Source organism: Rhizobium leguminosarum (assembly GCF_001679785.1).
Lineage (GTDB): Bacteria > Pseudomonadota > Alphaproteobacteria > Rhizobiales > Rhizobiaceae > Rhizobium > Rhizobium leguminosarum_R.
In genome coordinates, this window is record NZ_CP016286.1 from 3,394,259 (window position 1) to 3,420,182 (window position 25,924).

Consider the following 25,924-nt stretch of genomic DNA (forward strand, 5'->3'; position numbering starts at 1 on the left):
ATGATCAAGTCCGTCTCCACCACGCCCTATCTGGACCAGAAACCCGGCACGTCGGGCCTGCGCAAGAAGGTTCCGGTCTTCCAGCAGCCGAACTATGCGGAGAACTTCATCCAGTCGATCTTCGATTCGCTGGAAGGCTACCAGGGCAAGTGCCTCGTCATCGGCGGCGACGGACGCTACTACAATCGCGAGGTCATTCAGAAGGCGGTCAAGATGGCCGCGGCCAATGGCTTCGGCAAGGTCATGGTCGGCAAGGGCGGTATCCTGTCGACGCCGGCCGCTTCCCACATCATCCGCAAGTACAAGGCTTTCGGCGGCATCATCCTCTCCGCCAGCCACAATCCCGGCGGCCCGACCGAAGACTTCGGCATCAAATACAACATCAACAATGGCGGCCCGGCGCCGGAAAAGATCACCGACGCGATCTATGCGCGCTCCAAGACGATCGACAGCTACAAGATCGCCGATTTCGCCGACGTCAATCTCGACCGCATCGGCAAGGACGAGCTTCCCGGCGGCACGATCCTCTCGGTCATCGACCCGGTCGAGGACTATGCCGCGCTGATGGAAGAGCTGTTCGATTTCGGCGCCATCCGCAATCTGATCAGCCTCGGCTTCCGCATTGCCTTCGATGGGATGAGCGCCGTCACCGGTCCCTATGCCAAGGAAATCTTCGAAAATCGGCTCGGCGCTCCCTCGGGTTCGGTGCGCAATTTCATGCCGCTGCCGGATTTCGGCGGCCATCATCCGGACCCGAACCCGGTGCACTGCAAGGAACTCTTCGATGAGATGATGGGCGATGACGCGCCCGATTTCGGCGCCGCTTCCGACGGCGACGGCGACCGCAATCTCATTATCGGCCGCGGCATCTTCGTCACGCCTTCCGACAGCCTGGCGATTCTTGCCGCCAACGCCAATCTCGCTCCGGGCTATTCCGGCGGCCTTGCCGGCATCGCCCGTTCGATGCCGACATCGGGTGCTGCCGACCGCGTCGCCGAAAAGCGCGGCATCGGCATGTACGAGACGCCGACCGGCTGGAAATTCTTCGGCAACCTGCTCGACGCCGGCATGGCGACGATCTGCGGTGAGGAAAGCTCCGGCACGGGCTCCAGTCACGTCCGCGAAAAGGATGGTCTCTGGGCCGTGCTGCTATGGCTGAACATTCTTGCCGTGCGCGGCGAGAGCGTCGCCGACATCGTCACCCAGCACTGGCAGACCTACGGCCGCAACTATTATTCGCGCCATGATTACGAAGGCCTCGACACCGATGCGGCGAACGGCCTGGTGGACAATCTCCGCAACCAGCTTCCCACTCTGCCCGGCAAGAACTTCGGCAGCCTGAAGGTCGAGAAGGCCGACGACTTCGCCTATCACGATCCGATCGACAAATCGGTGAGCGAGCATCAAGGTGTCCGTGTGCTCTTCGAGGGCGGCTCGCGCGTCGTCTTTCGCCTGTCTGGCACCGGCACGTCTGGCGCAACCTTGCGTGTCTATATCGAGCGCTACGAGCCGGATTCGACTCGCCACAACATCGAAACGCAGGAAGCGCTCGCCGATCTGATCGCCGCCGCCGAAAGCATAGCCAGCATTCGTGAACGCACGGGACGCGATGCGCCAACCGTGATCACCTGATCCGGGGGAAACATGCGGGGAAGCAGTTCGGCGCAAGCCGGCGCGATCGTCTTCGAGACCGGCGTCGAATTTGCCGTATGGTCGCATCATGCCGCACAGATCGAACTCTGCCTCTTCGAGGATGACGGCAACAGGGAATTCGCGCGCCTGCCGATGGCGCGCGACAGCAACTATTTCCATCGTCTCTTTGTCGACGGACTGAAGGAGGGCGCGCGTTACGGCTATCGCGCCGACGGTATCTATGCGCCCGATAACGGCCTCTGGTACGATCCTTCCAAACTGCTGATCGATCCCTACGCCAAGGAGATCGACAGGCCGTTCCGCTACGATCCCCGCCTCGGCATCTATGGCGAGGACAGCCAGGATCTGATGCCGAAGGCGATTGTCACCACGGATACCCGAGCCGCGATCGGCAAGCCGCTGTTCAAGCCGGGCGGCTTTATCTATGAGGTGGCGGTGCGGCCCTTCACCATTCTTCATCCCGACGTGCCGGAGGCTCAACGCGGCACGGTCGCAGCGCTTGCCCATCCCTCCGTCGTCGCGCATCTGAAGCGGATCGGTGTCGACGCTGTCGAACTGATGCCGATCACCGCCTGGATCGACGAACGCCATCTGCCGCCGCTCGGCCTCACCAACGGCTGGGGCTACAATCCCGTCGCCTTCATGGCGCTCGATCCGCGGCTCGTCCCCGGCGGCATGACGGAGCTGCGCGAGACGATCGCGGCCCTCCATGCCGAAGGCATCGCCGTCATCCTCGACCTCGTCTTCAACCATACCGGCGAGAGCGACCGTTATGGCGCGACGCTGTCGCTGCGCGGCCTCGACAACCTGCATTATTATCGCCACGCCCAGAATTGCCCGGGCGAACTCGTCAACGACACAGGCACCGGCAACACGCTCGCCTGCGATCATCCCGAAGTTCGCCGCCTCGTGATCGACAGCCTGCGCCATTTCGTGCTTAACGCCGGCGTCGACGGTTTTCGCTTCGATCTCGCCCCCGTGCTTGGCCGCACCGCGACGGGTTTTGAACGCGACGGAACACTGGCCGCGATCCTCTCCGACGATGTGCTTGCCGACCGGATCATGATCGCCGAACCCTGGGATATCGGTCCCGGCGGTTACCAGCTCGGCAATTTCCCGCCGCCCTTTCTTGAATGGAACGACCGGGTTCGCGACGACCTGCGCTGCTACTGGCGCGGCGACGATTGGAAGACCGGCGCGCTGGCAACCGCACTCGCCGGCTCCTCCGACATCTTCTCGCGCAACGACGGCATGAAAACGCGCAGCGTCAATTTCCTCGCCGCCCATGACGGCTTCACGCTGATCGATCTCGTCTCCTACGAAGGAAAGCACAACGACGCCAACGGCGAACACAATCGCGACGGCCATAACGAGAACCATTCCTGGAACAATGGTGTCGAAGGCGAAACCGTCTATCCGACGATCCGCAAGCGGCGCCGGGACGATGTGATGGCGCTGATCTCAACGCTCTTTGCCACCCGCGGCAGCATCATGCTGACGGCGGGCGACGAGGGCGGCCGCAGCCAGCACGGCAACAACAACGCCTATTGCCAAGACAACGAGATCACCTGGCTGGACTGGAAGGCGTTGGACGAGGATCTCATTGCCCACACCGCCTTCGTTGCCGGGCTGCGCCGCCGCTTCACCGTCTTCTGCGAGCCGGGCTTCCTGTCAGGAAACGGCGATGTCGAATGGATTTCGCTCTCCGGCGAGCCGATGACCGTTGCCGAATGGGAGACGCCGTCGCTCTCCACCCTCGGCATGCTGTTATCGACCGGTGACCGCTCCTCTCGCGGCAGGCAGACCCGGCTCGGTGTGCTTTTCAATCGCTCGGGGAGCCGCCAATTTTTCACGCTGCCTTCTGAGGGCGAACCGGACTGGCGCCAGTTGACCCCGGATGGAGTGAAGAAAACCGTTGGCCGCGCAATCGTCGAGCCGCGCTCAATTGCCTTTTTCGTAGAAAATTGACCGCCGCCCCTCGCTTGCGCAAATCCTTGTCGCAATCGTCACAAATGCACGATAAGGCTTTGCCGCGGCGGCTTATTTCACGAGGAATTCATGGTCACGGAAATTTCACTCTCCGACGTGCGGGGATTGATCGGCATGGAAACGGGCCTTTCGGATTGGGTCACTGTCGACCAGACAATGATCGACGCTTTCGCGTCGGCGACCGACGACCATCAGTTCATTCATACAGACCCTGAGCGCGCGGCGGCCGAGAGCCCCTTCGGCGGCACCATCGCCCACGGCTTCCTGACCCTGTCTCTGCTGTCGACGATGAACTACAACTGCCTGCCGAAAGTGCGCGAACAGACCCTCGGCATCAATTACGGCTTCGATCGCGTCCGCTTCATGACGCCGGTGAAAAGCGGCTCCCGTGTCCGCGGCCGCTTCCTGCTTTCCGAAGCCCGCTTCCGCGGCGCCGGCATGCTAATGACCACCTATGACGTCACGATCGAGATCGAAAACGAGAAGAAGCCGGCGCTGACGGCCAAATGGATCACCATCATCCAATTCGACCCGAAGGACCGTCCCGAGGACGTCTGAACAAGACTGCGTTTGTTACTCGGCTGAATTGAACACGGCTTCGAGAGCGTGTCCGTCGAGATCCATGACGAACGCCGCATAATAGTGCTCACCGTAATGGGGCCGCAGGCCGGGGCGGCCATTGTCACTGCCGCCATGCGCGATTGCCGCCGCATGAAACCGATCGACCGCCTGCCGATTCGGAGCAGCAAATGCGAGATGAAAGCCGGGACCGGGCGCACGCTGGCCGTCCGGGCGATGCTTGATCGCCAGTTTATCTCCGCCGCCGGGAAGGCCGTAGCCGACGGCCTGCCCCGTTTGTCCCGGTCTGATATCGTCCCAGACCCTGACATAACCGAGCGCGGCAAGGGCGGCATCGTAAAATGCCGCAGACCGCTCGATGTCGGAAACGCCGAGGGAGGCATGGTGCAGCATTTGCTTAGTCCTTGAATGAGCGCACGCCCGCGATGGCTGAGACTCAGTGCCCCGCGTCTTCAGCCGCCTCGTTCAGCAGCCCGAAGACATAATCCGAAAACGACCGCCAGCACTCCACTCGGAACGCGTCTTCTTCCGTACGGAAAAGCACGATTTCGGCTTTGCCGAAAACCGTGCGCGATGCGGCGCCGATCGGAAAGGAAGACAGTGACAGATCCTGCGGGCAACCGGCCGAAAGCGTCGCCTCCGCACCCGGTCCCGAGACGATGATCGCGACATTGCGATGCGAAACGTCGGTCGCCGAATGTAGCGTGCCGGCGCCGGAAAGTGCAGCCATCAGATCGGCGCCGGCCTCGTCGATCACCAGCCACTCGTCCGGCCCGATCCAGAGCGCCGATCGGGCGCCTTGCCGGCCGGATGTCTTCGGAGCATCCGGCAGAGACAGGCCAAGAGCAGAAGAAAGTGCTGCGAGCGATTCCCCCGGCGCGCGCAGCGCCACACGGCTGGCGGCGGGTGCAGTCGTCAGCCGCACTGTTGCGGAGTCGCCGAGACGGCCGGCAAGCGCCGGTTTGCGAATTGCAACATTAGCCATGGATGCGGCCTCCTTCCTTGTCAAAGAATACCAGATCCGTCACTTCGACGGCGATCGTCCGATCCGGCATCGGCACATAGAGCGTCTCGCCCATCCGCGCTCGGCCGCCGGCGACGAGCGCGAAGGCGATCGACCTGCCGCAATTTTCCGACCAATAGGCAGATGTGACATGGCCGAGCATGGTCATCGGCTTCGGCTCGTTCGGGCTCGCGACGATCTGCGCGCCTTCCTCGAGCACCAGCTTCGGGTCCTTGGTGACGAGGCCAACGAGCTGCTTGCGCCCGTCCTTGACGAGATCCGGCCGCTTCAATCCACGAATGCCGACGAAATCCGTCTTTTTCTTCGAAACCGCCCAGGAAAGCCCGGCGTCATCGGGGGTCACCGTCCCGTCCGTATCCTGCCCGACGATGATGTAACCCTTCTCGGCGCGAAGAACGTGCATCGTCTCCGTTCCATAGACGCAGGCGCCGAGCGGCTCGGCATTGGCCCAGACCGCTTCGAGCACCGACTGGCCGTAATCGGCCGGCACATTGATTTCGAAGCCGGTTTCGCCGGTGAAGGAGACGCGGAAGAGCCGCGCCGGCACCCCGCAGACCGTGCACTCGGCAACGCTCATATGCGGGAAGGCTTCGTTCGAAAGATCGAGGCCTTCGACCAGCGGCGCGACGATCTCGCGCGCCTTCGGTCCCTGCACGGCGATGACAGCCCATTGTTCGGTTACCGAGGTCAGCCAAACCTTCAGATGCGGGAATTCCGTCTGCAGGTAATCTTCCATATGGTGGAGAACGCGCGGCGCGCCGCCGGTCGTCGTCGTCACATGGAAACGGTCGTCCGCCAAGCGTCCGACAACGCCGTCGTCATAAACGAAGCCGTCCTCGCGGGTCATGATGCCGTAGCGGGCCTTGCCGGGCTTCAGCGTATCCCAGGCATTGGTGTAGATGAGGTTGAGGAATTCCGCCGCATCCGGCCCCACCACCTCGATCTTGCCGAGCGTCGAGGCGTCGAAGATGCCGGCCGCCTCGCGTGCCGTCCGGCATTCGCGAGCCACCGCCTGGTGCATGCTCTCGCCGGCCTGCGGATAGAACCAGGCGCGCTTCCAGTTGCCGACATCCTCGAAGACCGCGCCATGAGCTTCCTCCCAGCCGTGCAGCGGCGTCTTGCGTGTCGGATCGAACAGCTCTCCGCGCGAATGGCCGACCAGCGTACCGTAGGTGACCGGCGTATAGGGCGCACGGAAAGTGGTGAGCCCGACCTGCGGGATTTCCTTGCCGAGCATTTCGGCGGCAATCGCCAGGCCATGCATGTTGGAGAGCTTGCCTTGGTCCGAGGCCATACCGTTGGTCGTGAAGCGCTTGATATGCTCGATCGAATGCATGCCCTCGCGCACGGCGAGGCGGATATCCTTGGCGCAGACGTCATGCTGAAAATCGATGAAGGCCTTGGCATTGGTCTTCGGCCCGGCGCCTTCGGCAGCACCGATCATGCCGCCAGTCCAGTCATAGGCCTGCTCGGCTGAAATTGCGATCTTCTCGCCGCTGCTTCTGCCGGTGGCCTGCGCCATCAGCTCGCCGGCGGCAAGCGATTCCTCGATCGTCCGCTGCAGGTCGTCGGTGCCGTTGCAGGCGCCGACCGAGAGGCAATCCTGCGCATAGGAGCCGGGCAGGAAACGCTGGCTTTCTGCATCGAAGGCCACTTTGCCGCGCGACTGCGAGAACAGATGGACGGACGGCGTCCAGCCGGCCGAAACCAAGAGCGCATCGACTGTGATCTTGCGCGGCGAACCGCCGCCGTTGCGCGCCACCGTCATCGACGAGATGCGCAGCCTCCCAGACGTGTTGACGACCGACTGGCCGACCAGAACATCGATGCCGAGCGCACGCGCCTCTGCCAGCACTGCCGCTCCCGGCGCCTGCCTGCTATCGACGATGGCGGCGATCGAAACACCGGATCGTTTCAGATCGAAAGCCGCCTCATAGGCCGAATCATGCGCCGTATAGATGCCGACCTTGGTGCCAACCGCAACGCCGTAATGATTGAGATACATCCGCCCCGCCGAGGCGAGCATGATGCCTGGCCGGTCGTTGTTCGGAAATACCATGTGCCGCTCGATCGCCCCGGTGGCGAGGATCACGCGCTTCGCCCGGACCTGCCAAAGCCGCTCGCGCGGCAGATCGCGGGAAGGCTTGGCGATATGATCGGTGACGCGCTCGGCAAGACCGACGAAATTGTGGTTGTAGTAGCCGAAGGCGGTCGTACGGACCAGCACTTCGACATTGTCCATCGCCTTCAGCCGCGCCACGGTCTTCTGCGCCCAGCTATTGCCGTCCTCGCCGTCGATCCTGACGCCGACATCGTAGCGCAATGCGCCGCCCGCTTCCGCCTGCTCGTCGCAAAGGATCACCCGCGCGCCGGTCTCGGCCGCGGCCAGCGCCGCCGAAAGCCCGGCCACGCCGGCGCCGACCACCAGCACGTCGCAATGCGCATAGCGGCTGGCATAGTGGTCCGGATCCTCCTCCGTCGGGGCGACGCCGAGGCCGGCGGCGCGACGGATGAACGGTTCGTAGACGTGTTTCCAGGCGGCGCGCGGCCACATGAAAGTCTTGTAGTAGAAACCGGCGGCGAAGAACGGCGACATCAGATTGTTGACCGCGCCAACGTCGAAGGCAAGCGAGGGCCAGCGGTTCTGCGAGCTGACGATCATGCCGTCGAACACTTCCTGCACGGTGGCGCGCACGTTCGGCTGCTTGCGCGCCGTATCGCGGGAAACGTCGATCAGCGCGTTCGGCTCCTCGGCCCCTGCCGCCAGGATACCGCGGGCCCGATGATATTTGAACGAACGTCCCAGAAGATGCACACCGTTGGCGATCAGCGCCGAGGCGACGGTATCACCTTCGAGCGCCGTATAGCTCTTGCCGTCGAAGCTGAAGCGCGCGGTCCTGGCCGGTGTCAGGCGCCCCTTGCCGGCGATCCGGTTCACGCCGCTCATTGCGCTTCTCCTTCCACGGCTTCATATGTCTCGACGGGCCCATGCTGCGCGGCCGCCGCACCGATCTCAGGCTTCGGCTCACCCGCCTTGTAGGTCACGATGAACTTGTCGGTCACCGTATCGCGCGCCGCATTGAAGAAACGCCCGCAGCCGTGAATGTGCCGCCAGCGTTCGAAGATCAGCCCCTTTGGGTTGTCGCGGATAAAGAAATAGGACTCGAACTCCTCGTCCGAAATCGAAGCGATGTCGGCGGGCCGCGCGATATGCGCGTCACCCGCGCCACGGAATTCGAGCTCGGAGCGCTCTTCCTGACAGTAGGGGCAATAGATCAGCAGCATGTGTTACCCGTCTTAGAGTTCCGATCCGGAAACATTGGTTCCAGGAGGTTGATTGCAGAGACGCTTTCCCATCGTCACATAGGGGATGAGGCGCTTGAGAAGCTGTTCGAAATTGTCATAGGGCTCCAGCACACCGGTCATGCCGATATTCGCAAAAGCCATCTTGGCGATATCATTGTCGATCACGAAGGCACGTCCCGGCGTTTCGCCGATCTCAGGCACGAAATAGACGGCTGGCTGGCGCAGGATCATCGCGCAAAGCAGCATGCCGCTCTCGGCAACGAAGGGCCATTCGCTTTCGCCGGCAACCCTGTGAATCTTCTGCAGGCGGAAATCTCCGACGCCGGGAAGAACGTCACCGGCCGGCATTGCCGCGCCGCTGATCCCGATCGTCAGGAGAGCCGCCGTCCACATCAGTGCGCCACCGCCGCCGCCGCCGCCTCGTCGATCAGCCGGCCGCTGCGGAACCGCTCCAACGTCAGTCCGGCATTGAATTTGTGCGGCTCGTCGCGGGCAATCAGATGCGCGAAGAGATTGGCAGAGCCCGGCGTCGCCTTGAAGCCGCCGGTGCCCCAGCCGCAATTGACGTAAAGCCCGGGAACCGGCGTCTTCGACTGGATCGCCGAACGATCCGGCGTGTTATCGACGATGCCGCCCCATTGCCGCATCATCTTGACGCGCCGGAACATCGGGAAGAGCTCGCAGATGGCGTCGAGCGTGTGCGTGATGATCTGCAGCCCACCGGTCTGGGAATAGGAATTGTACTGGTCGGTGCCGGCGCCGATGACGAGCTCTCCCTTGTCGGACTGGGAGATATAGGCATGCACCGTGTTCGACATGACGACGCAGGGAAAGATCGGCTTCAGCGGCTCAGAGACCAGCGCCTGTAGAGGGCTCGATTGCAGCGGCACGCGCACACCAGCCATCTGCATGATGGTTGTCGTATGGCCGGCTGCCGAGACGGCGATCTTTCTGGCGCCGATGAAGCCGCGCGAGGTCTCTACCCCGGTCACCCGTCCGTCCGGACCGCGCCGGATTCCTGTCACTTCGCAATTCTGGATGATGTGCACCCCGCGGTCCGAGGCCGCCCGCGCATAGCCCCAGGCAACCGCGTCGTGCCTAGCCGTGCCGCCGCGGCGCTGCAGTGCCGCCCCGTTGATGGGGTAGCGCGCACTGGCCGAGATATCGAGCGGCGGACAATAGGCCTTCGCCTGCTCCGGCGTCAGCCATTCATTGTCGATGCCGTAGAGCCGGTTGGCATGGATATGCCGTTTGAAGGACTGCTGGTCGTGAATATTGTGCGAGAGCATCATCACGCCGCGTGGCGAATACATCACATTGTAGTTGAGCTCCTGGGAAAGCCCCTCCCAGAGCTTCATCGAATGCTCGTAGATGTGCATGCTCTCTTCATAAAGATAGTTCGAGCGGATGATGGTGGTGTTACGCCCGGTGTTGCCGCCGCCGAGCCAACCCTTCTCGATCACCGCCACATTGGTAATGCCATGCTCCTTGGCGAGATAATAGGCAGCACCCAGCCCGTGGCCGCCGCCGCCTATGATGACGACGTCGTATTCGGCGCGCGGCTCAGGCGAATTCCATTGCTTCTCCCAGCCCCTGTGGCCACGAAGGGCCTCCCGTGCCACGGCAAAAACCGAATATTTCCGCATCCGCCTTCTTCTCCTTCGGGAAAGGGCTTGTTCTCCGCGCTCATACAAATCGCAAATCCAAATGCGGCACAACGGTTCTTTTGCGACGCGCGAGAGCTTTGGTTTCGACACGCTGAAGAGAATGCCGCTTCAGGCGAATGACGCAAGCGGCGGCATTTCTGCTTGTCCGTCGACCGGTCGCCTAACCCAAGAGGGTTAGAAGACAAGCAATTACTAAAATGTTAACAATCACATGTTGTGGGGTATGTGTATCATGTGGGGTTGGCGCTCAGTATCAGTCGCGATGCTTTGCATCGCGTTAAGCGGCGCATGGCCGGCACTCGCTGCCGAGCCGGTCGGCCAGGCTGTCGTCATCAAGACGCAGGTGACGGGACAGAGCGGACCGATCGAGGTCGATACCCGCGTTCATCGCAACGAACGCATTAAGACGTCGCAATCCGGGCTTGGCCAATTCCTGTTTCGTGACGGTACGAAGCTCGCGGTCGGCTGGGGTTCGTCGGTCGTCATCGACAAGTACGTCTTCGACGATTCCCAATCGGTCAAGAAACTGACGATCAGGGCGGCGAAGGGCACATTCCGCTGGGTCAGCGGCAATTCCAACTCGTCGGCCTACCAGATCCTGACTCCCGCCGGCACGATCGGCGTACGTGGCACCGCTTTCGATTTCTACGTCGGCCCGGATGGCACGACCGCCATCGTGTTGCTGAATGGTGCTGCCCGTTTCTGCGGCCCGGGCGGCTGCCGGCAGTTGCAGCAACGCTGCGATTGCGTGGTGGCCAAGCCGAATGGCGATATGTCCGCGGCACGCCGGGTCGACCCCAGTATCCTCGCGACGCTCGGAAATCAGCGCGCCCTGCCCTTTCTCTCCGGCAATCAGCGACTTGCGGGCGGCATCGGCATGCTCGGCGGCTGCAATATGGCCTCGGTTGCGCCGGAAAGAAAAGACAGAACGCGGCCTCCGCCGGCAGTTGCGCCTGCTCCGCAAAGGCAGGATCCGCCACAGAGACAGGCCGAGCCGCAAAAGGAGCGACCGAACAAGCCCGACAAGCCGCATCATGACAGGCCTCATCATGACAGGCCGCACCACGATAAGCCCCATCATGACAAGCCGGACAGGCCCGACAAGCATGATGGCCATGGCCGGCATGACGATGACGGCAAGCCCGGAAATCACGGTTTGGATCATCGGGGGCACGAGCGCCACCATAATAGAGATCGCGATCACGACAACGATCGGAACCGCGACAGGGGTCAGAATTTCAATCGCGGTCGCTGAGGCCTGTCAGTCTGCGGCGCTTTTTTCGACCTCCTCCGGCACCTCGCGGAAATGATCAGCCCTGCGGGATATGCGCTCGTAGAATTCAGCCAGACCGCCGATCACCTGCACAGCCCTGAGCTTTGCCGTACCGATAAGCTTTCGGCTATTCCTTGAGTGTGATTGCAGGGCCTGCATCAACTGGTTATGGACGACCTTGAGCGAGGCAAATTCCTGAGATGCTGCGACCCGCTCATCGCCGACAACGGCGAGGATCTGTGTCCGGCTGCTCTTCCCCTTTAGCGGGAGCGCGCCGGCCTCGATCAGCGCCATTCCCGGCACTGACCGTGCCGTGCTGTCGGAGATGAGGATATCGAAGCCGACCTCCTTGCAGGAGGACTCGATTCGAGCCGCAACGTTGACGGCATCTCCGACAGCCGAATAGTTGAAGCGGGTCTTGGCGCCCATATTGCCAACGCAGGCAAGGCCAGTATGAATACCGATGCCGATGCTGACCTCCTGATCGGGCCCGAAGCCAAAGGCGTCGCCGGCGTTCAATTCGGCGAGTGTCTCGCGCATGGCAAGCGCTGCGCGAACAGCCTTGGCTTCATGATCCGCCACATCGACGGGCGCATTCCAGAATGCCATGATCGAGTCGCCGATGAACTTGTCGAGCGTGCCCTCATTTGCCACGACATGACGGCTCAACGCATCGAGGAGCGTGTTCAGGAAGGCGACGACATCCGTCGGCGCCAGCCGCTCGCTCATTTCGGTAAAATTCCTGACGTCGACGAACATCATCGTCAACTCGCGATCGTCTCCGCCGAGACGCAATGCGTCGCGATTATGCTCGATACGGTGGAGCAGCGACGGGGAAAGATAATGTCCGAAGGCGCGCCGCACCTCGCGTCGCTCTCGATCGATCACCAGGATCTTGAACGAGGTCGCGGCAAAATGGGTGATCGATCCGCTGATGATCGGCGCCAGCGGATCGAAGAGAAGCCCCGCATAAAGAAAGGCGAGCCACGACGCGACAAGCGCCATGGCGGTAATCAGCAAACCGCAGACCAGCGCGACGGCGGGGCTGACGAAAGTCGTCACCACAACGAGCAGGCATCCGAGCACTGCGATGACGAGGATTTCAAGGCCATCCGCCCAGTCGGGCCGAGATAGGAACTGACCGGAGAGGATCTGCTCCACCGCCTGCGCATGCAGCGAGACACCCGGAACGTTCTCGCCAAGCGCGGTAACGCGGATGTCCTGCAAGCCGGCCGCCGATGTGCCGACGAAGACGATGCTTCCGGCGATGGCGGCTTCGACTTCCGCGGAGGCGCCACCTGCCGAAAGCACCTGACGGACGGAGATATACCGCTCGGCCCGGTCGGGAGTGACATAGAGCCAGAGTTCGCCCGCCGCCGTCAGCGGCACGACGAAATCGCCGATCTTAGCCGATGTCATGATACCCGCGTGGTCGGGCGCGCCCGACACCACGTAGGTCGATGCTTCCTGCGCGACGCGCAGCGCCTCGACCGCGAGATTCGGATAGAGCTGTTCCCCATCGGTCAGGAACAGCGGGACCGCTCGCACCACCGGCGAAGGGTTTCCCGGGTTGAGGCTGATGTGGCCGAGGCCCGCCGCGTTGGCCTCCAGTTGCGGTCTGAGCGGCGTCGAAGCGCCGAGACGGGGCGGGGCCGAGATGGGGCTTTCGCCCGTGAATGCGAAGCCCGCTTTTACGGGCGGCCGGTAATTGCCTGCGTTGGAAAGGCCGAAGCCCAGCACGACGGGCTTGTCGGCAATCGAACGGGCGAATATTTCGTCATTGTCGGGTAGCTTTTCGGCAAGCGAGGGATCGACCCCGACCACCTCACGGACGACATTGCGCGGCGACAACCGATCCGGCTCGGAGAAGAGAACATCGAAGGCGATGGCCGCGGCACCCATTTCCGAGAGCCGGTCCACCAACAGGGCCAGCCGATCCCGCGGCCACGGCCATTGGCCGAACTCTCTGAGCGAAGTCTCGTCGATGTCGATGACACGAACCGGCATTGGCTCGAAGATCCTGGGAACGAGCCGCTGATACTCATCGAACGTCACGCCGCGGATCAGCTTAAACATCCCGGGATCGCCGGCGCGCAGCATGGTCAGCAGAGTCACGATGATCAGACCGATAACGACACCGATTTGCTGCTCGCGCGTCATGATCTCACCGGCTGTCCCTCCCACGGCCGCTCGAGCGGCCCCGCACTGCCGGCTGACAGGCTACGCCGCTTTCAGCCCGAACGCCATTCGCACCTGCGCTCCAGGCGTCTCTTTTTGGTTTCCCGCCTTTTTCTTTCCGTCCACCGGCGCAACAGCATCTTCCGCCGATCACGATGAAAGGCATACAGCGCGAGATCGTGCCCTATGCGGTCGATGGGCTGAGGCTCGCGCCGATCACAAGAACCGCGTTCTGAGCGAACATCTCTTCGGTCTCGACCTGCATTTGGATATGAGCCGGCTGGAGCCTGCCGACCGACTCCGGGTCAGGACGGCGCTGAAGGAGGTAATCGCCGCCCTGGATGAAGCCGCGCCCGAACCGGCCGGATCATGACCGGATCAGGCGAAGCGTGATTTTTCCGCCCGCCTTCCATATCCATCTGGACTTCCCGTACCCAATCTGCTATCCCGCATCACCAATCGCAAGGCTGCGGCCGCGCGAACGTTATTGTTTTGCCTCTGGCCGCTGCGCCGCCTCCGGCATCAACCAACCAAAGGAACGTGATTCTCGTGCAGGTACTTGTCCGCGATAACAATGTTGATCAGGCTCTCCGCGCTCTCAAGAAGAAGATGCAGCGCGAAGGCATTTTCCGCGAAATGAAGATGCGCGACTACTACGAGAAGCCGTCGCAGAAGCGTGCTCGCGAAAAGGCCGAGGCTGTTCGTCGTGTTCGCAAGCTGGCCCGTAAGCGCGCCCAGCGCGAAGGTCTGGTCGCAGCACGCTGAGCGTTGCCGTCGTTTTTTCGACGTTTTCAGATGCATTGTGGCGGGGGCGATGGGTTCGCCGCCGCCTTTTTTAGTTTGCCGCTGAAGATCGCATATCCGCGCACCGGATATGCCGCATGGGGAAAGCGAGCCCGAATGGCTGTCAACACCTTTAATCCGTCCCGCGCTTTGCGCTTGCAGAAAACGGCATTCCTGCCCGCTTTGGCGCTGGCGGCAATGTTCGGCCTCGCCGGCTGCGAGACGACCAATACCACGGATGCCGTGATCCGCATCGACAAGGCACAGGGTTCGGAAGAGAATATCGCGTCGCTGACGGCGGTCATCAACGCCAACCCGAGGGATCCCGAAGGTTACAACGTCCGTGGTTCCGCCTATGGCCGCGCCGGCCAGTTCCGCCCCGCGCTGAACGATTTCAACACGGCATTGCAGATCAATCCGCGGTTTTTCCAGGCTTACGCCAACCGCGCTCTCGTCTATCGCAACATGGGCCAGCAGGCCCAGGCGATTGCCGATTACAATGCCGCCCTGCAGATCAATCCGAGCTACGACGTCGCCTATATCGGCCGCGGCAATGTCTATCGCATGGCTGGCCAGGACGACCAGGCTTTCAACGATTTCGACAAGGCGATCCAGCTCGGCACCACCGATGGCCGCGCCTATCACAATCGTGGCCTGATCTATCAGAAGCGCAATCAGCAGGATAAGGCGATCGACGATTTCTCGAAAGCGATCTCGCTCGCCCCGAATTCGGCCGAGCCCTACAATGGCCGCGGCATTTCCTATATCGCCCTGAACGACGACGACAACGCCTTTGCCGATTTCAACCATGCGATCGAGCTTAACGGCAACATCGCCGAATCCTGGGCCAACCAGGCGCTCGTCTACGAACGCCGCGGCGACAAGGCGAAGGCTGCCCGCTCCTATCGCCACGCGATCGGTCTCGATCCGAAGTACCAGCCGGCTCGTGACGGCCTTGCTCGCGTCGGCGTCGCCCCAGCCGGCTAAGAACATCATTGGGCGGCCCTGGCGCCGCCCGTCGGGGCTGCGGCCAAGTCTCTGATGGTTCAAACGAATCTTCCGGCCGTTAGATATCATCGAGGTGATATCGTGCCATGCCGGGCGGAGAAAGCGACGCTGTGGCAAAGCCGCTGCACCACCTTGCAAAGAGAAGCCGAAAAAGCGTCCATCCTCGGCGATGGCCTGTCATAGTGTGTTGCAACCTGCTCTTGCTCCCCCTAACATGGACCTTCTTCGATAGCCCGCTATCGGATGTTCGAACACGTGTTGGGGGCGGTTTGCGAGAGATGCGGATCTTGGCTTTCCTGGCCGCAAGCCAAAACCGTTGCGGGCCAAGCGCATTACAGCGCCGCGCGTCTTTTCAAACGCGTAAAGGACGCTTTAGCACTTTGAATTCCCCATAATTTGGTCCTTAAATCGATTCCGATTTAAGGAATTATGCATGTGCGCATGCGATGTGGCGTAACAGATGAAAATCGTTGCGCTGTTCTTTCCCAAGGCTTCGATCGGCACCTACCTCGTCGCCATGGCTGTGGCGATCGCACTGCCGATCTTCGCCTTCGTGGCGCTGCTTCTGCTGCAGCTGGAGGACAACCAGCGTTCGACGCTGAAGCGCGAGACGGCCCAGGATGCGCTTGCCCTTTCACGCATCATCGACCGCCAGCTTCAGGATATGGCGACGACGCTTCGGCTGCTTTCCAGTTCGCCGGAGCTTGAAAACGGCAATCTCGCCTCCTTCCATGAGCGCACGGAAACGGCCCTCAGAGACAATACGCTTTTCGTCATCGCCGTCGACCGCAGCGGCCAGCAACTGCTCAACACCCGTCGGGCGTTCGGCACGCCACTCGGCCAGACGGCGAATATCCCCGCCCTCGAGGCGGTCATGGCGTCCGGTCGCATCGAAGCGTCCGACGTCTTTCGCGGCCGGACCAGCGGCGAATGGGTCTATAACGTCACCCTGCCGCGAAAGAATGAGCCGGTCGCAGCCCTTATCATCACGCAGAACGCCCAGGATCTGCGCAAGCTTGTGACCACCGAGGGCCTTGGCCCCGGCTGGTCGGCCGCCGTCATCGATGAGAGCGGCCACGTCGTCGCGGCCACTGGCCCCGCCAATCTCGAACCCGGCACACCCTTCGATCCGCGTATTCTGCCGGCGCTCACCGTGTCCCGCGGCGTCTTCGAGGACGAGGCGATCCTGCCGCACATGCTCCTCGGTTATGCCCAGATTCCCGGCTGGTCGTGGAAGACGGTAATCTGGGGGCCGATCGCCCAGGCTTCGATCCTCAGCACCTGGCGTTTCCTGATCATCGGCGGCGTGGCACTGGTGCTTGTCGCGGTGCTGGCCGCCTATGCCGTCGCAAGACAGGTGCGCACCACCATCCGCGATATCGCCGACATGGCAAACCGGATGGGCGAAGGCCATATCGTTTCGCCGGTCGAGACCAGCGTCATCGAGGCCAACCAGGTGGCGATTGCCCTTTCGAATGCCTCTTTCGACCGTAGCCAGACCGAGGACCGGCTGCGTTTCGTTATGCATGAACTCGTCCACCGCACCAAGAACCTTCTGACACTTGCCCAGGCAATGATGCGCCAGCTCGCCAAACAATCCGACAGCGTCGAGACCTTCCGCGCCGCCGTCGCCGACCGCCTCGAGGGATTGGTGCGTTCGATCGAACTCCTGACCAGCGAACAATGGGGAGGGGTATCGCTGCGGCGGGTCGTCGACATCCATTTGCACGCCTTCCCGCAATCGCGCGAGCAGATCGACATCAGCGGCGAAGACTTCGTGCTGAAACCGGATGCCGTGCAGAATCTCGGCCTTGCCTTGCATGAACTCGCCACCAATTCGGTGAAATACGGGGCGCTCTCCGTACCGCAGGGCCGTGTCCACTTCGAATGGCGCGACGTCAGCGAGGCGGACAAGCCGGATGCCCTGCTCCGCTTCACCTGGGAAGAGCGCGGCGGCCCGCCGGTCACCGAGCCATCGCGCTCGGGCTTCGGCACGACCGTTATCAAGGCTCATGCCGCCTCCGCCTTTCGCGGCACGGTTGAGATCGATTTCCGGCCCGAAGGCCTGTTATGGGTGCTGACGGCGCAGCGCGCCACGCTGGAGCGAGAATAGAGCGCCGCGCGTCTCTTCAGACGCGCTAAGGACGCTCTATCACTTTGAATCTGCGTCCCGGAACAATCGCTATCTCCACCCGTTTCGGACAGGTCGTTCCAAAGGAGAAAGACCATGTTCAAGCAAACGATGATCGCAGCCGCGGCGTTGACAGCCGTTGCCTGGGCGAGCCCGGCGGGCGCGGAAAATTATGTCACGCTTGGCCGTCTGGTCTGCGGATCGGATGGCGGCCAGGGTCTGATCGTCACCTCGCAGAAGAACCTTATCTGCACCTATACGCCATCGGCCGGCGGCGCCAAGGCGGTCTATGCCGGCAAAATCGAGAAATTCGGCCTCGATATCGGCCAGACCGGCAAGAGCGTCATGATCTGGCAGGTGCTGGCAAAGACCGGCACGGATATCCCGCAGTTCGCCCTTGCCGGCGAATATTATGGGATCGGCGCCGATGCGAGCATTGGTGCAGGCGCAGGCGCCAAGGTTATCGCCGGCGGCACCGACAAGGCATTCATGCTGCAGCCGTTGAACGTCCAGGCCCAGGAAGGTCTGAACCTGGCGATCGGCGTCGAGAAAATGACCCTCGTGCCGGGCGAGACCTGACGGAAGCCGCCGCGTCGGCCAAGGCAGACAGCAGTTAACTGTTTGCATGAATCAAACAGCCGCCCGGAGGGCGGCTGCAGCGATCAATGCGCGAGCGCCTTGTTGATATCCTCGGTCATCTTCTTCGCGTCACCGAGCAGCATCATCGTGCCGTCCTTGTAGAACAGCGTATTGTCGATGCCGGCATAACCCGAGCCGAGCGAGCGCTTGACGAAGAGGCAGGTCTTTGCCCGGTCGACGTCGAGGATCGGCATGCCGTAGATCGGCGAGGTCTTGTCGTCGCGCGCCGCCGGATTGGTGACGTCATTGGCGCCGATGACATAGGCGACGTCGGCCTGGGCGAATTCCGAGTTGATGTCCTCAAGTTCGAAAACCTCGTCATAGGAAACATTCGCTTCGGCGAGCAACACGTTCATGTGGCCGGGCATACGGCCTGCGACCGGATGGATCGCATATTTCACCTCGACGCCGTTCCTCTTGAGATTATCGGCGAGTTCGCGCAGCGCATGCTGGGCCTGGGCGACCGCCATACCGTATCCCGGCACGATAATGACTTTCGATGCGTTGGCCATCAGATAAGCCGCATCCTCGGCCGAGCCGAGCTTGACCGTCCTGTCTGATGTGTCGGGTCCGCCGGACGCCGTCTCACCGCCGAAACCGCCGAGGATGACGGAAACGAAGGAGCGGTTCATGCCCTTGCACATGATGTAGGAGAGGATCGCGCCGGAGGAACCGACGAGCGCACCCGTGATGATCAGCGCCAGATTGCCGAGCGTGAAGCCGATGCCGGCCGCTGCCCAGCCCGAATAGGAGTTCAGCATCGACACGACGACGGGCATATCGGCCCCGCCGATCGGCACGATCAGCAGGACGCCGAGCGCTAGCGACAGCGCGACGACGGCCCAGAAGTCGAAATGGCTCTCGGTGGCGGCAAGTCCGATGATGAAGAGCACGATCAGCACCAGCAGGCTCGCATTGATCACATGCCGGTAAGGCAGCAGGATCGGCTTGCCGGACATGCGTCCGTCGAGCTTCAGGAAGGCGATGATCGAGCCGGTGAAAGTCAGTGCCCCGATTGCCACGCCGAGCGCCATCTCGACGCGTGCCTCGGTGTGGATGTGACCGATCTCGCCGATGCCGAAGGAAGCAGGCGTGTAAAGCGCCGAAGCCGCGACCAGCACGGCGGCAAGGCCGACCAGCGAATGGAAACCGGCGACGAGCTGCGGCATCGAGGTCATGGGGATGGTGCGGGCGACATAGGCGCCGACGCTGCCGCCGATGGCAAGGCCAAGAACGATCAGCACGAAGCCGCCGAAGTCAGGCGTCGCCAGCACCAGCGTCGTCAGGATCGCGATCCCCATGCCGATCATGCCATAGAGATTGCCCTTGCGGCTGCTGGCCGGATGCGACAGGCCGCGTAGCGCCAGGATGAAGAGCACGCCGGAGACGAGGTAGAGGAAGGCTGCGATATTGGTCATCAGTCCCTCACCGGTCCTTCTTGCGGTACATCGAAAGCATCCGCTGCGTAACGAGGAAACCGCCGAAGATGTTGACCGAGACGAGCACGAGGGCGACGAAGCCGAAGCCGGTCGCAAGCCCGCTGGTCGAGATGCCGACCGCCAGAAGCGCGCCGACGACGATGACGGAGGAGATCGCATTGGTGACGGCCATCAGCGGCGTATGCAGCGCCGGCGTCACCGACCACACGACGTAATAGCCGACGAAGATCGACAATACGAAGATGGCAAGCTGGAAGACGAAGGGATCGATCGCCCCGCCGGTCGCAGCACTTGCCGCTTCCGGTGCCTGGGCGGCTGCCGTGATGACGGCGGTCACCGCCTGGTCGAGCTGCTCGAGCGCTCTGTCCATTGCTTCACTGGCCATTAGATGTCTCCCTTCTTCGCACCGCCGAAGGCGGGATGAACGACGTCGCCGGCATAGGTCAGCATCGTCGCCTTGACGAGTTCGTCGTCGAGATTGACGACCACGCTCCGGGTTTCCTTGTTGACCATGGTCTCGAGGAAGGTGACGAGGTTCTTGGCGTAGAGTGCCGAGGCACTGGCCGCGACCCGGCCCGGCATGTTGGCGAAACCGATCACCCTGACGCCTTCGACATCGGCGATCTCGCCGGGGACGACGTCCTCGATATTGCCGCCGCGCTCGACCGCTAGGTCGACGGCAACCGCACCTGATTTCATCGAAGCGAGCATGGCGCGCGAAACGAGGCGCGGCGCCGCACGACCGGGGATCAGCGCGGTGGTGATGACGATATCCTGCTTGGCGATGTGTTCGGCAACCAGAGCCGCCTGTTTCCTCTGATAGTCGGCGGACATTTCCTTGGCATAGCCGCCGGTCGTTTCCGCTGCCTTGAACTCCTCGTCCTCGACGGCGATGAACTTGGCGCCGAGCGAGGCGACCTGCTCCTTGGCGGCGGGGCGAACGTCGGTGGCCGAGACCGCAGCACCCAGGCGGCGCGCGGTCGCAATCGCCTGAAGACCGGCGACTCCGGCGCCCATGACGAAGACCTTGGCAGCCGGCACAGTGCCGGCCGCCGTCATCATCATCGGCATGGCGCGGTCATAAACCGCCGCCGCCTCGATGACGGCCTGGTAACCGGCGAGATTGGCCTGGGACGACAGCACGTCCATGGACTGAGCGCGGGTAATGCGCGGCATCAGTTCCATCGCGAAAGCCGAAAGTCCGGCACTTGCCAGTGCCGCGATCGCTTCGTCATTGCCGTAGGGGTCCATGATGGCGACGATCACGGCGCCGCTTTTATAGCCTGAAATTTCCGATCCGCTGGGACGGCGCACCTTCAGCACCACGTCGGCCAAGGCTGCATCCGCAAAACTGCCGATCCTGGCACCGGCAGCCTCGAACTCCCCGTCGGGAATGCGCGAAGCCGCACCGGCACCGGCTTCGACGACGACGTCGAAGCCGAAACTTTTCATCTTCTTCACGGTCTCAGCGGAGGCGCCGACGCGCGTCTCCTCGCCCGTGTTTTCCCTTGCAACGAAAACGATATTGCCCAACTGCCCCCTCCTCCGGGTCAGCCAGACCGCCGCAGGCTTCCCTGCGCAGGCCAAGCACCTCATTCAAAAAGCTTCGGAGAAGCTCTCCTCCCTCAGAGCGCCGTGCGGCCTTTCGGACGCACAAAGGGCGCTCTGACCCTCTGAATCTACGCGATCAGCGGAGCAGGAAGATGCCGGCAGCGAGTAGAATGATGAAGACGAAGAGACCGCCGAGAAGGCCGGCGCCGCCGAAGAAACCGGCGGTCATTGCAAGCAGGAGGACGATGAGAAGCATCGAGCCGTATTTCGCGCTGGCGACGAACATGTCGTAGGTCTTTTCATGTTCCTTGTAGTCCATCGGCGCGCCGGTCTCGACCGGTCCGGTATGATGTTCGGCCATAAATATCGTCTCCCTGAAATGCCTCTGCGCTGCTTGATTCCCTAGCCTGAGCGAGGGAAATCCCTTCCTGCAGGAATTACACAATGACAGGCGAAAGCGCAATGCATGAGAATGCCGCAAGCGCGCCTCGCAGCGACCTCATTCGGACGAGAAGACGACCTCAACGGTCGGATGAAAGGAGGTCCGGCGACAGATGCGGCTTCGCCTGTCGTCCACGCCTCATCTGCCCTGACGGCATCGCCTCTCTATCGCGGAGAAAGGGAAATCACAGCGGCAGATCGGTGCCAAGTTCGCCTGGCGGCACGAAACGCGCCGTCGGAATGATGGTGAGCGGCGGTAGCGTGTCGTTCGGAGTGCGCGAAAACATCATACGCTGCTCGCTGGCGCTGGAGATGAAGAAGGGATAGCGCGTCAGCAGCTTTCGTCCGACCTCGATCACATTCGTCGCCATCAGCGTCACGTCAACCCCGTAACTCTCCGCCAGTCGGCCGGGCACGATGGTATCGGCATAGAAGACCCGCTTGTAGAAGGCGGCATGCGGGGGCCGGACGGACTGAATAACGCGGTCAGCCCGGAAATACGCTGCCGCAACGATGGCGGGTCTCAGCGTCAGATAGGGAACCCACGGCAGATCGGCGGTGAGCTCCGGATCGGCCGCGAAACGCGCCGGGTCGATCAAGGTCAGCCCGGCGTCCAAAAGCTCATCCATCGCCTCGGGAAAGGCCTCTCCGGACCGGCTGATACGATGCTCCGGCGTCACATAGTGAATTCGGATCGTACTGACCAGTTCACCATAATAATAGAGACCGAAGATATAGGCATGGCTGTCGAAATCGACATCGTCCAATAAACCTTCCGGGGCAAGCGACAGCGCGTCGTGGGCTTTGTAGGCCTTGTAGCGCAGCCGCTCCACGTCCTCCATGTCTTCACTGCTTTCGACCCGGCGATATTCGACGTGATCTAGAATTTCAAGGATTTTCCTGCTGAAATCGCTACGCGTAAAAAGTGTGTCTGACATTCTCTCGATCCGCTCGTTAACGGATCATTAATCATACGCCGCCGATATATAGGCAAGAAAATCTGAAAAGTTGGGTTGAATTTAAACTATTAAGGTTAACGGCGCGCAAGATTTTCGGCTGGGATAACCAGTCACTTGCAGGCGGCTCAGGCGACCTTGTTGCGACGGCGCTGGACGGTGCGGCGGCCGATGCCCTCTTGTAGCAGCGTGATGTTCTGGGAAGGCACCGGCCGCGAGAAAACGTAACCCTGCACGAGATCGGCGCTGCGGTGCTTGTTGAGCAGCGCCAGCTGCTCCTCGGTCTCAACGCCCTCGATGACAATCTTCAGGCCCAGTTCGCGGGCGAGATTGACTGTGCCGCGCAAGAGCTTGAGGCGGCGCGCATCCTCGACGATGTTGCGCACGAAGGACCGGTCGATCTTGACGATATCAAGCGGCAGCGTGTCGAGATAGCTGAGGCTGGAGAAACCGGTGCCGAAATCGTCGATGGCAATGGTGATGCCGCGGGACCTGAGCTCCGCCAGGATGGCGCGCACCGCCGCCGGCTCGTCGATCAGGCAGCTCTCGGTGACTTCGAGATGCAGTCGTGCCGCGGCGAGGCCGGAATGGGCAAGCGCCTCGGCAACCACCGAAAGGATGTCGGCATCGCGCAGATCCCGCGCCGAAAGGTTGACCGAAACGGCGATATGTTCCGGCCAGTTCATGCATTCGCTGCACGCCTTGAACAGCACGAAGCGGGTGATGTCGGAGATGATGCCCATATCTTCGGCGAGCCGGATGAAGACATCGGGGGGGATCGAGCCCCTCTCCGGATGCACCCAGCGCGCCAAGGCCTCGGCACATTCGATCCGCGAGCCGTCGGCCCGGAACATCGGCTGGAAGACGAGATGCAGCGCCTGCGCCGAGACCGCATCGCGCAGATCCGCCTTCAGCTTCTGTTGCTCGATATAGCGGCCGTCCATCTCCCGCTCGAATCCTGAGATGCCGCCCTTGAAGCGCGACTTGCTTTCGAACAGGGCAAGATCCGCCTTGACGCTCCATTCGTCCATCGCGAACGCGTCGCTTTCGAGAATCGCGTAGCCGGCGCTGAGCGAAACGAGAAAAGTCACTTCGTCGACCTCGTAGTTACCCTGGATCGCGGCATGAACGCGGCGAATTTCGCGGTCGAGCGAGACCTGCTCCTTCGCACGCGGGAAGAACAGAATGAACTGATCGCCCATCAGCCGGCCGAGGATGGCATTACCGGAAGCCTGCTTGATGCGGGCGGCGATAGCGCAGAGCAGATGGTCGCCGGTCACATGGCCGCGCATGTCGTTGACATGTTTGAACTCGTCGATATCGAGCACCATGAAGCCGAGCGGCCCGTTCTTCTTCGGAGACTTGGCAAAATACTCCTGCACCAACTGGCCGAAATATTGCCGGTTGGGCAGGCCGGTCAGCGCGTCGAAGCGCACCATGTGCAGGATCTTCTGCTCCGCCTTCACCCGGCTTGACACGTCCTCGAAGATCAGCACGGCGCCGCCGTCGGCCCTGCGGCTGGCGGAGAATTCGAGCGACAGGCTCTCGGGAAAATGAATGAGCGTGCGCGACAGGCTGCCCTCGGCGACCTGGGTGAGCTGGCGCAGGATGAGCTCCGGCTGCGAGGCATCCATGAAGCTGTAGCGCGCGCCGTAGCGCAGCACGGCGCCGAGGTCGCGGTCCTTCAGCCGCTCCGGCGCACCGATCTTCAGAAGCTCGCAGGCCTTGCGATTGACCACCTGGATGCGGTTTTCGGCATCGACCATGACGAGGCCGTGCGGCATGTTGTTGAGCGCCGTATCGAAACGGTCGGCAATGATGGTGATTTCCCGGCGCGCAATGACGTTCTCATAGAGAAACTCGCGCACGCCGTTTGCCATGGCCCGCGTCGTCAGCCAGAAAGGAATGAGGAAGATCGACAGCACGCCGCGATAAAAATCTAGCACCAGCAGGCTGCAGACGATCATCGGCAGGCAGCAGAAAAACGTCTGGAGGTCGACTGCGAAGCGCGAGCCGTAGTTGCGGCCGACGACGGAAACCATGGTTGCCATGGTGACGGAAATGCAGGCAAGCTCCGCAAAGGAATCGCGCACGACGAAGATGGCGTAGCCGCTGGCGATGCCGAGGAGCGCCGTGGTGCAGGCTCCACTGGCAACGAGAATCCGCTCCCACCGTTCGATTCCGGCGTGCGACAGGCTCTGCTTGTCGACACGATCGAACTGCCGGAAGATGGCCATGCGAGCGCCGAAGACCAGAAGGAAGGCGACCGACAGCAGGATGTAGATGGAGTATTGTGTCTTGGCAGCCACGGCAAGGCACGTCGCAACATGTACAATCACGCCAACAAGAAGCGTCATGCGATTCCCGGAGAGGGAACTCACAAACGACAGATACACATCTATTGGGACCCTGTTCGGGTTATCTGGCTTCATCCACACTTTCCCTGTGCGCGGGAATTCTAAGCCCAACCCTTTAAAAATTGATTTCAATGGAATCAAACATTTGGTCAAATTTTCTAAAACCAGAGGGTGAACCGCACAGCCTACGCGAGTTAATGCAGCCTACCGGCGAGATTACTGAAATAATTTATCCACGCCTGGGTTGTTGAAATATTTGACGACCCTACGGCGGGGCCGATGCGTCTAAGACTATACTCCAACGCGAGGCATTTATCCTTCCAATTTCGAAGGCTGTGGTCTACATCGATTGCAAGAGGGAAAAGCTGCCGGAAAACCGGCGGGACAAGAATAAGGGGAGGCGAATGTCGGTACTTCTGGCCGCAAGCCGGCTGATCGATTCGATCAGTCAGTTCATGGGCAAACTTTCCGAATATATGGTGCTGTTCTGCTGTCTGATCAGCGCCGGTAACGCCATCGTCCGTTATGCCTTCAACTACAGTTCGAACGGCTGGCTGGAGATCCAGTGGTATCTCTTCGCCTTCGTCGTCATGCTCGGCGCCTCGCATGCGCTGCGCAACAATGAGCATGTCCGTGTTGATCTGATCTATGGTTCGGTTTCCGACAGGGCGAAGATCTGGATCGACATCGTCGGCCTCATTCTCTTCCTCATTCCCGTCTGCGTCTTCCTCACCTGGGTCTGCTGGCCCTTCTTCGCACTGTCCTACCGGCAAGGGGAAATATCGGGCAATGCCGGCGGGCTGATCCGCTGGCCCGTCAAGCTGATCCTGGTCGCCGGCTTCGCGCTGCTGTCGCTTCAGGGTCTCTCGGAACTGGTCAAGCGGATCGCAGCGCTCACCGGCCACATCAGCATCGACACGAAATACGAAAAGCCGCTGCAGTAAGGCGGG

General features: G+C 61.7%; 22 protein-coding genes and 1 pseudogene. 10 read left to right on the forward strand and 13 right to left on the reverse strand.

What is annotated here, in order from left to right; genetic code table 11:
• The 3 genes from BA011_RS16715 to BA011_RS16725 all read left to right on the forward strand — a co-directional run bounded on the left by BA011_RS16715 (position 1) and on the right by BA011_RS16725 (position 4,200).
• Positions 1-1,632 carry an alpha-D-glucose phosphate-specific phosphoglucomutase gene (locus BA011_RS16715; RefSeq protein ID WP_065281274.1) on the forward strand — a complete coding sequence of 544 codons (1,632 nt, stop codon included), beginning with the start codon at positions 1-3 and terminating at the stop codon, positions 1,630-1,632.
• Between the two features lie 12 nt (positions 1,633-1,644).
• Entirely contained in the window at positions 1,645-3,621 is a 1,977-nt protein-coding gene (glgX, locus tag BA011_RS16720) for a glycogen debranching protein GlgX (protein ID WP_065281275.1), read from the forward strand.
• A gap of 90 nt (positions 3,622-3,711) precedes the next feature.
• Entirely contained in the window at positions 3,712-4,200 is a 489-nt protein-coding gene (locus tag BA011_RS16725) for a MaoC family dehydratase (RefSeq protein ID WP_017962113.1), read from the forward strand.
• A 15-nt stretch (positions 4,201-4,215) separates the two neighbouring features.
• On the opposite strand, the gene BA011_RS16730 is transcribed toward BA011_RS16725, so the two are convergent.
• The 6 genes from BA011_RS16730 to BA011_RS16755 are packed head-to-tail and all read right to left on the reverse strand — an operon-like array spanning position 4,216 to position 10,197.
• Positions 4,216-4,614: a VOC family protein gene (locus BA011_RS16730; protein ID WP_017962114.1), complete on the reverse strand. Its 399-nt coding sequence runs from the start codon at positions 4,612-4,614 to the stop codon at positions 4,216-4,218.
• 43 nt (positions 4,615-4,657) lie between these two features.
• Positions 4,658-5,206: a sarcosine oxidase subunit gamma gene (locus BA011_RS16735; RefSeq protein ID WP_065281276.1), complete on the reverse strand. Its 549-nt coding sequence runs from the start codon at positions 5,204-5,206 to the stop codon at positions 4,658-4,660.
• Positions 5,199-8,192, reverse strand: coding sequence for a sarcosine oxidase subunit alpha (locus tag BA011_RS16740; protein ID WP_065281277.1), 2,994 nt, complete (start codon positions 8,190-8,192; stop codon positions 5,199-5,201). Before BA011_RS16740 ends, BA011_RS16735 begins: the two co-directional genes overlap by 8 nt.
• Positions 8,189-8,530: a sarcosine oxidase subunit delta gene (locus BA011_RS16745; RefSeq protein ID WP_065281278.1), complete on the reverse strand. Its 342-nt coding sequence runs from the start codon at positions 8,528-8,530 to the stop codon at positions 8,189-8,191. Before BA011_RS16745 ends, BA011_RS16740 begins: the two co-directional genes overlap by 4 nt.
• Before the next feature lie 12 nt (positions 8,531-8,542).
• Positions 8,543-8,944 (reverse strand): hypothetical protein, encoded by a 402-nt coding sequence (locus tag BA011_RS16750; protein WP_065281279.1) that lies wholly within the window; start codon positions 8,942-8,944, stop codon positions 8,543-8,545.
• On the reverse strand, positions 8,944-10,197 hold the full coding sequence (locus BA011_RS16755; protein ID WP_065281280.1) for a sarcosine oxidase subunit beta family protein: 1,254 nt from the start codon (positions 10,195-10,197) through the stop codon (positions 8,944-8,946). Before BA011_RS16755 ends, BA011_RS16750 begins: the two co-directional genes overlap by 1 nt.
• Before the next feature lie 253 nt (positions 10,198-10,450).
• Between BA011_RS16755 and BA011_RS16760 the strand changes: the two genes are divergently transcribed.
• On the forward strand, positions 10,451-11,473 hold the full coding sequence (locus BA011_RS16760; protein ID WP_065281281.1) for a FecR family protein: 1,023 nt from the start codon (positions 10,451-10,453) through the stop codon (positions 11,471-11,473).
• Between the two features lie 6 nt (positions 11,474-11,479).
• Here the strand turns inward: BA011_RS16760 and BA011_RS16765 are convergent, their stop codons facing one another.
• The gene (locus BA011_RS16765; protein ID WP_065281282.1) at positions 11,480-13,651 is read right to left on the reverse strand and encodes a CHASE2 domain-containing protein; all 2,172 of its coding nucleotides are present in this window, start codon (positions 13,649-13,651) and stop codon (positions 11,480-11,482) included.
• Positions 13,652-13,809: 158 nt separating this feature from the next.
• Between BA011_RS16765 and BA011_RS45115 the strand changes: the two are divergent.
• The 5 genes and pseudogenes from BA011_RS45115 to BA011_RS16790 all read left to right on the forward strand — a co-directional run.
• Positions 13,810-14,042, forward strand: a pseudogene (locus tag BA011_RS45115) (adenylate/guanylate cyclase domain-containing protein); the annotation flags it as partial.
• Between the two features lie 176 nt (positions 14,043-14,218).
• Positions 14,219-14,434: a 30S ribosomal protein S21 gene (gene rpsU, locus BA011_RS16775; RefSeq protein WP_003542939.1), complete on the forward strand. Its 216-nt coding sequence runs from the start codon at positions 14,219-14,221 to the stop codon at positions 14,432-14,434.
• A 135-nt stretch (positions 14,435-14,569) separates the two neighbouring features.
• Positions 14,570-15,439: a tetratricopeptide repeat protein gene (locus BA011_RS16780; RefSeq protein WP_003542941.1), complete on the forward strand. Its 870-nt coding sequence runs from the start codon at positions 14,570-14,572 to the stop codon at positions 15,437-15,439.
• Positions 15,440-15,920: 481 nt separating this feature from the next.
• Positions 15,921-17,573: a sensor histidine kinase gene (locus BA011_RS16785; protein WP_065281284.1), complete on the forward strand. Its 1,653-nt coding sequence runs from the start codon at positions 15,921-15,923 to the stop codon at positions 17,571-17,573.
• Between the two features lie 114 nt (positions 17,574-17,687).
• Positions 17,688-18,170, forward strand: a complete 483-nt coding sequence (locus tag BA011_RS16790; protein ID WP_065281285.1) for a DUF992 domain-containing protein — start codon at positions 17,688-17,690, stop codon at positions 18,168-18,170.
• A gap of 83 nt (positions 18,171-18,253) precedes the next feature.
• Here the strand turns inward: BA011_RS16790 and BA011_RS16795 are convergent, their stop codons facing one another.
• The 6 genes from BA011_RS16795 to BA011_RS16820 form a co-directional block, all read right to left on the reverse strand.
• Entirely contained in the window at positions 18,254-19,648 is a 1,395-nt protein-coding gene (locus tag BA011_RS16795) for an NAD(P)(+) transhydrogenase (Re/Si-specific) subunit beta (protein ID WP_065281286.1), read from the reverse strand.
• Between the two features lie 7 nt (positions 19,649-19,655).
• Positions 19,656-20,054, reverse strand: coding sequence for a proton-translocating transhydrogenase family protein (locus BA011_RS16800; protein WP_003542949.1), 399 nt, complete (start codon positions 20,052-20,054; stop codon positions 19,656-19,658).
• On the reverse strand, positions 20,054-21,202 hold the full coding sequence (locus BA011_RS16805; RefSeq protein ID WP_065281287.1) for a Re/Si-specific NAD(P)(+) transhydrogenase subunit alpha: 1,149 nt from the start codon (positions 21,200-21,202) through the stop codon (positions 20,054-20,056). The genes BA011_RS16800 and BA011_RS16805 overlap by 1 nt, the downstream gene beginning before the upstream one ends.
• A 154-nt stretch (positions 21,203-21,356) precedes the next feature.
• Positions 21,357-21,581, reverse strand: coding sequence for an aa3-type cytochrome c oxidase subunit IV (locus BA011_RS16810; protein WP_017962129.1), 225 nt, complete (start codon positions 21,579-21,581; stop codon positions 21,357-21,359).
• Positions 21,582-21,846: 265 nt separating this feature from the next.
• Positions 21,847-22,599: an N-acyl amino acid synthase FeeM domain-containing protein gene (locus tag BA011_RS16815; protein ID WP_017962130.1), complete on the reverse strand. Its 753-nt coding sequence runs from the start codon at positions 22,597-22,599 to the stop codon at positions 21,847-21,849.
• 146 nt (positions 22,600-22,745) lie between these two features.
• Complete coding sequence (locus BA011_RS16820; protein ID WP_065281288.1) at positions 22,746-25,049, reverse strand: putative bifunctional diguanylate cyclase/phosphodiesterase; 2,304 nt, start codon at positions 25,047-25,049, stop codon at positions 22,746-22,748.
• Positions 25,050-25,378: 329 nt separating this feature from the next.
• Here BA011_RS16820 and BA011_RS16825 point away from each other — a divergent pair, with 329 nt between their 5' ends.
• Positions 25,379-25,918, forward strand: a complete 540-nt coding sequence (locus BA011_RS16825) for a TRAP transporter small permease subunit (RefSeq protein ID WP_065281289.1) — start codon at positions 25,379-25,381, stop codon at positions 25,916-25,918.
• The last annotated feature ends 6 nt before the right edge of the window (positions 25,919-25,924 follow it).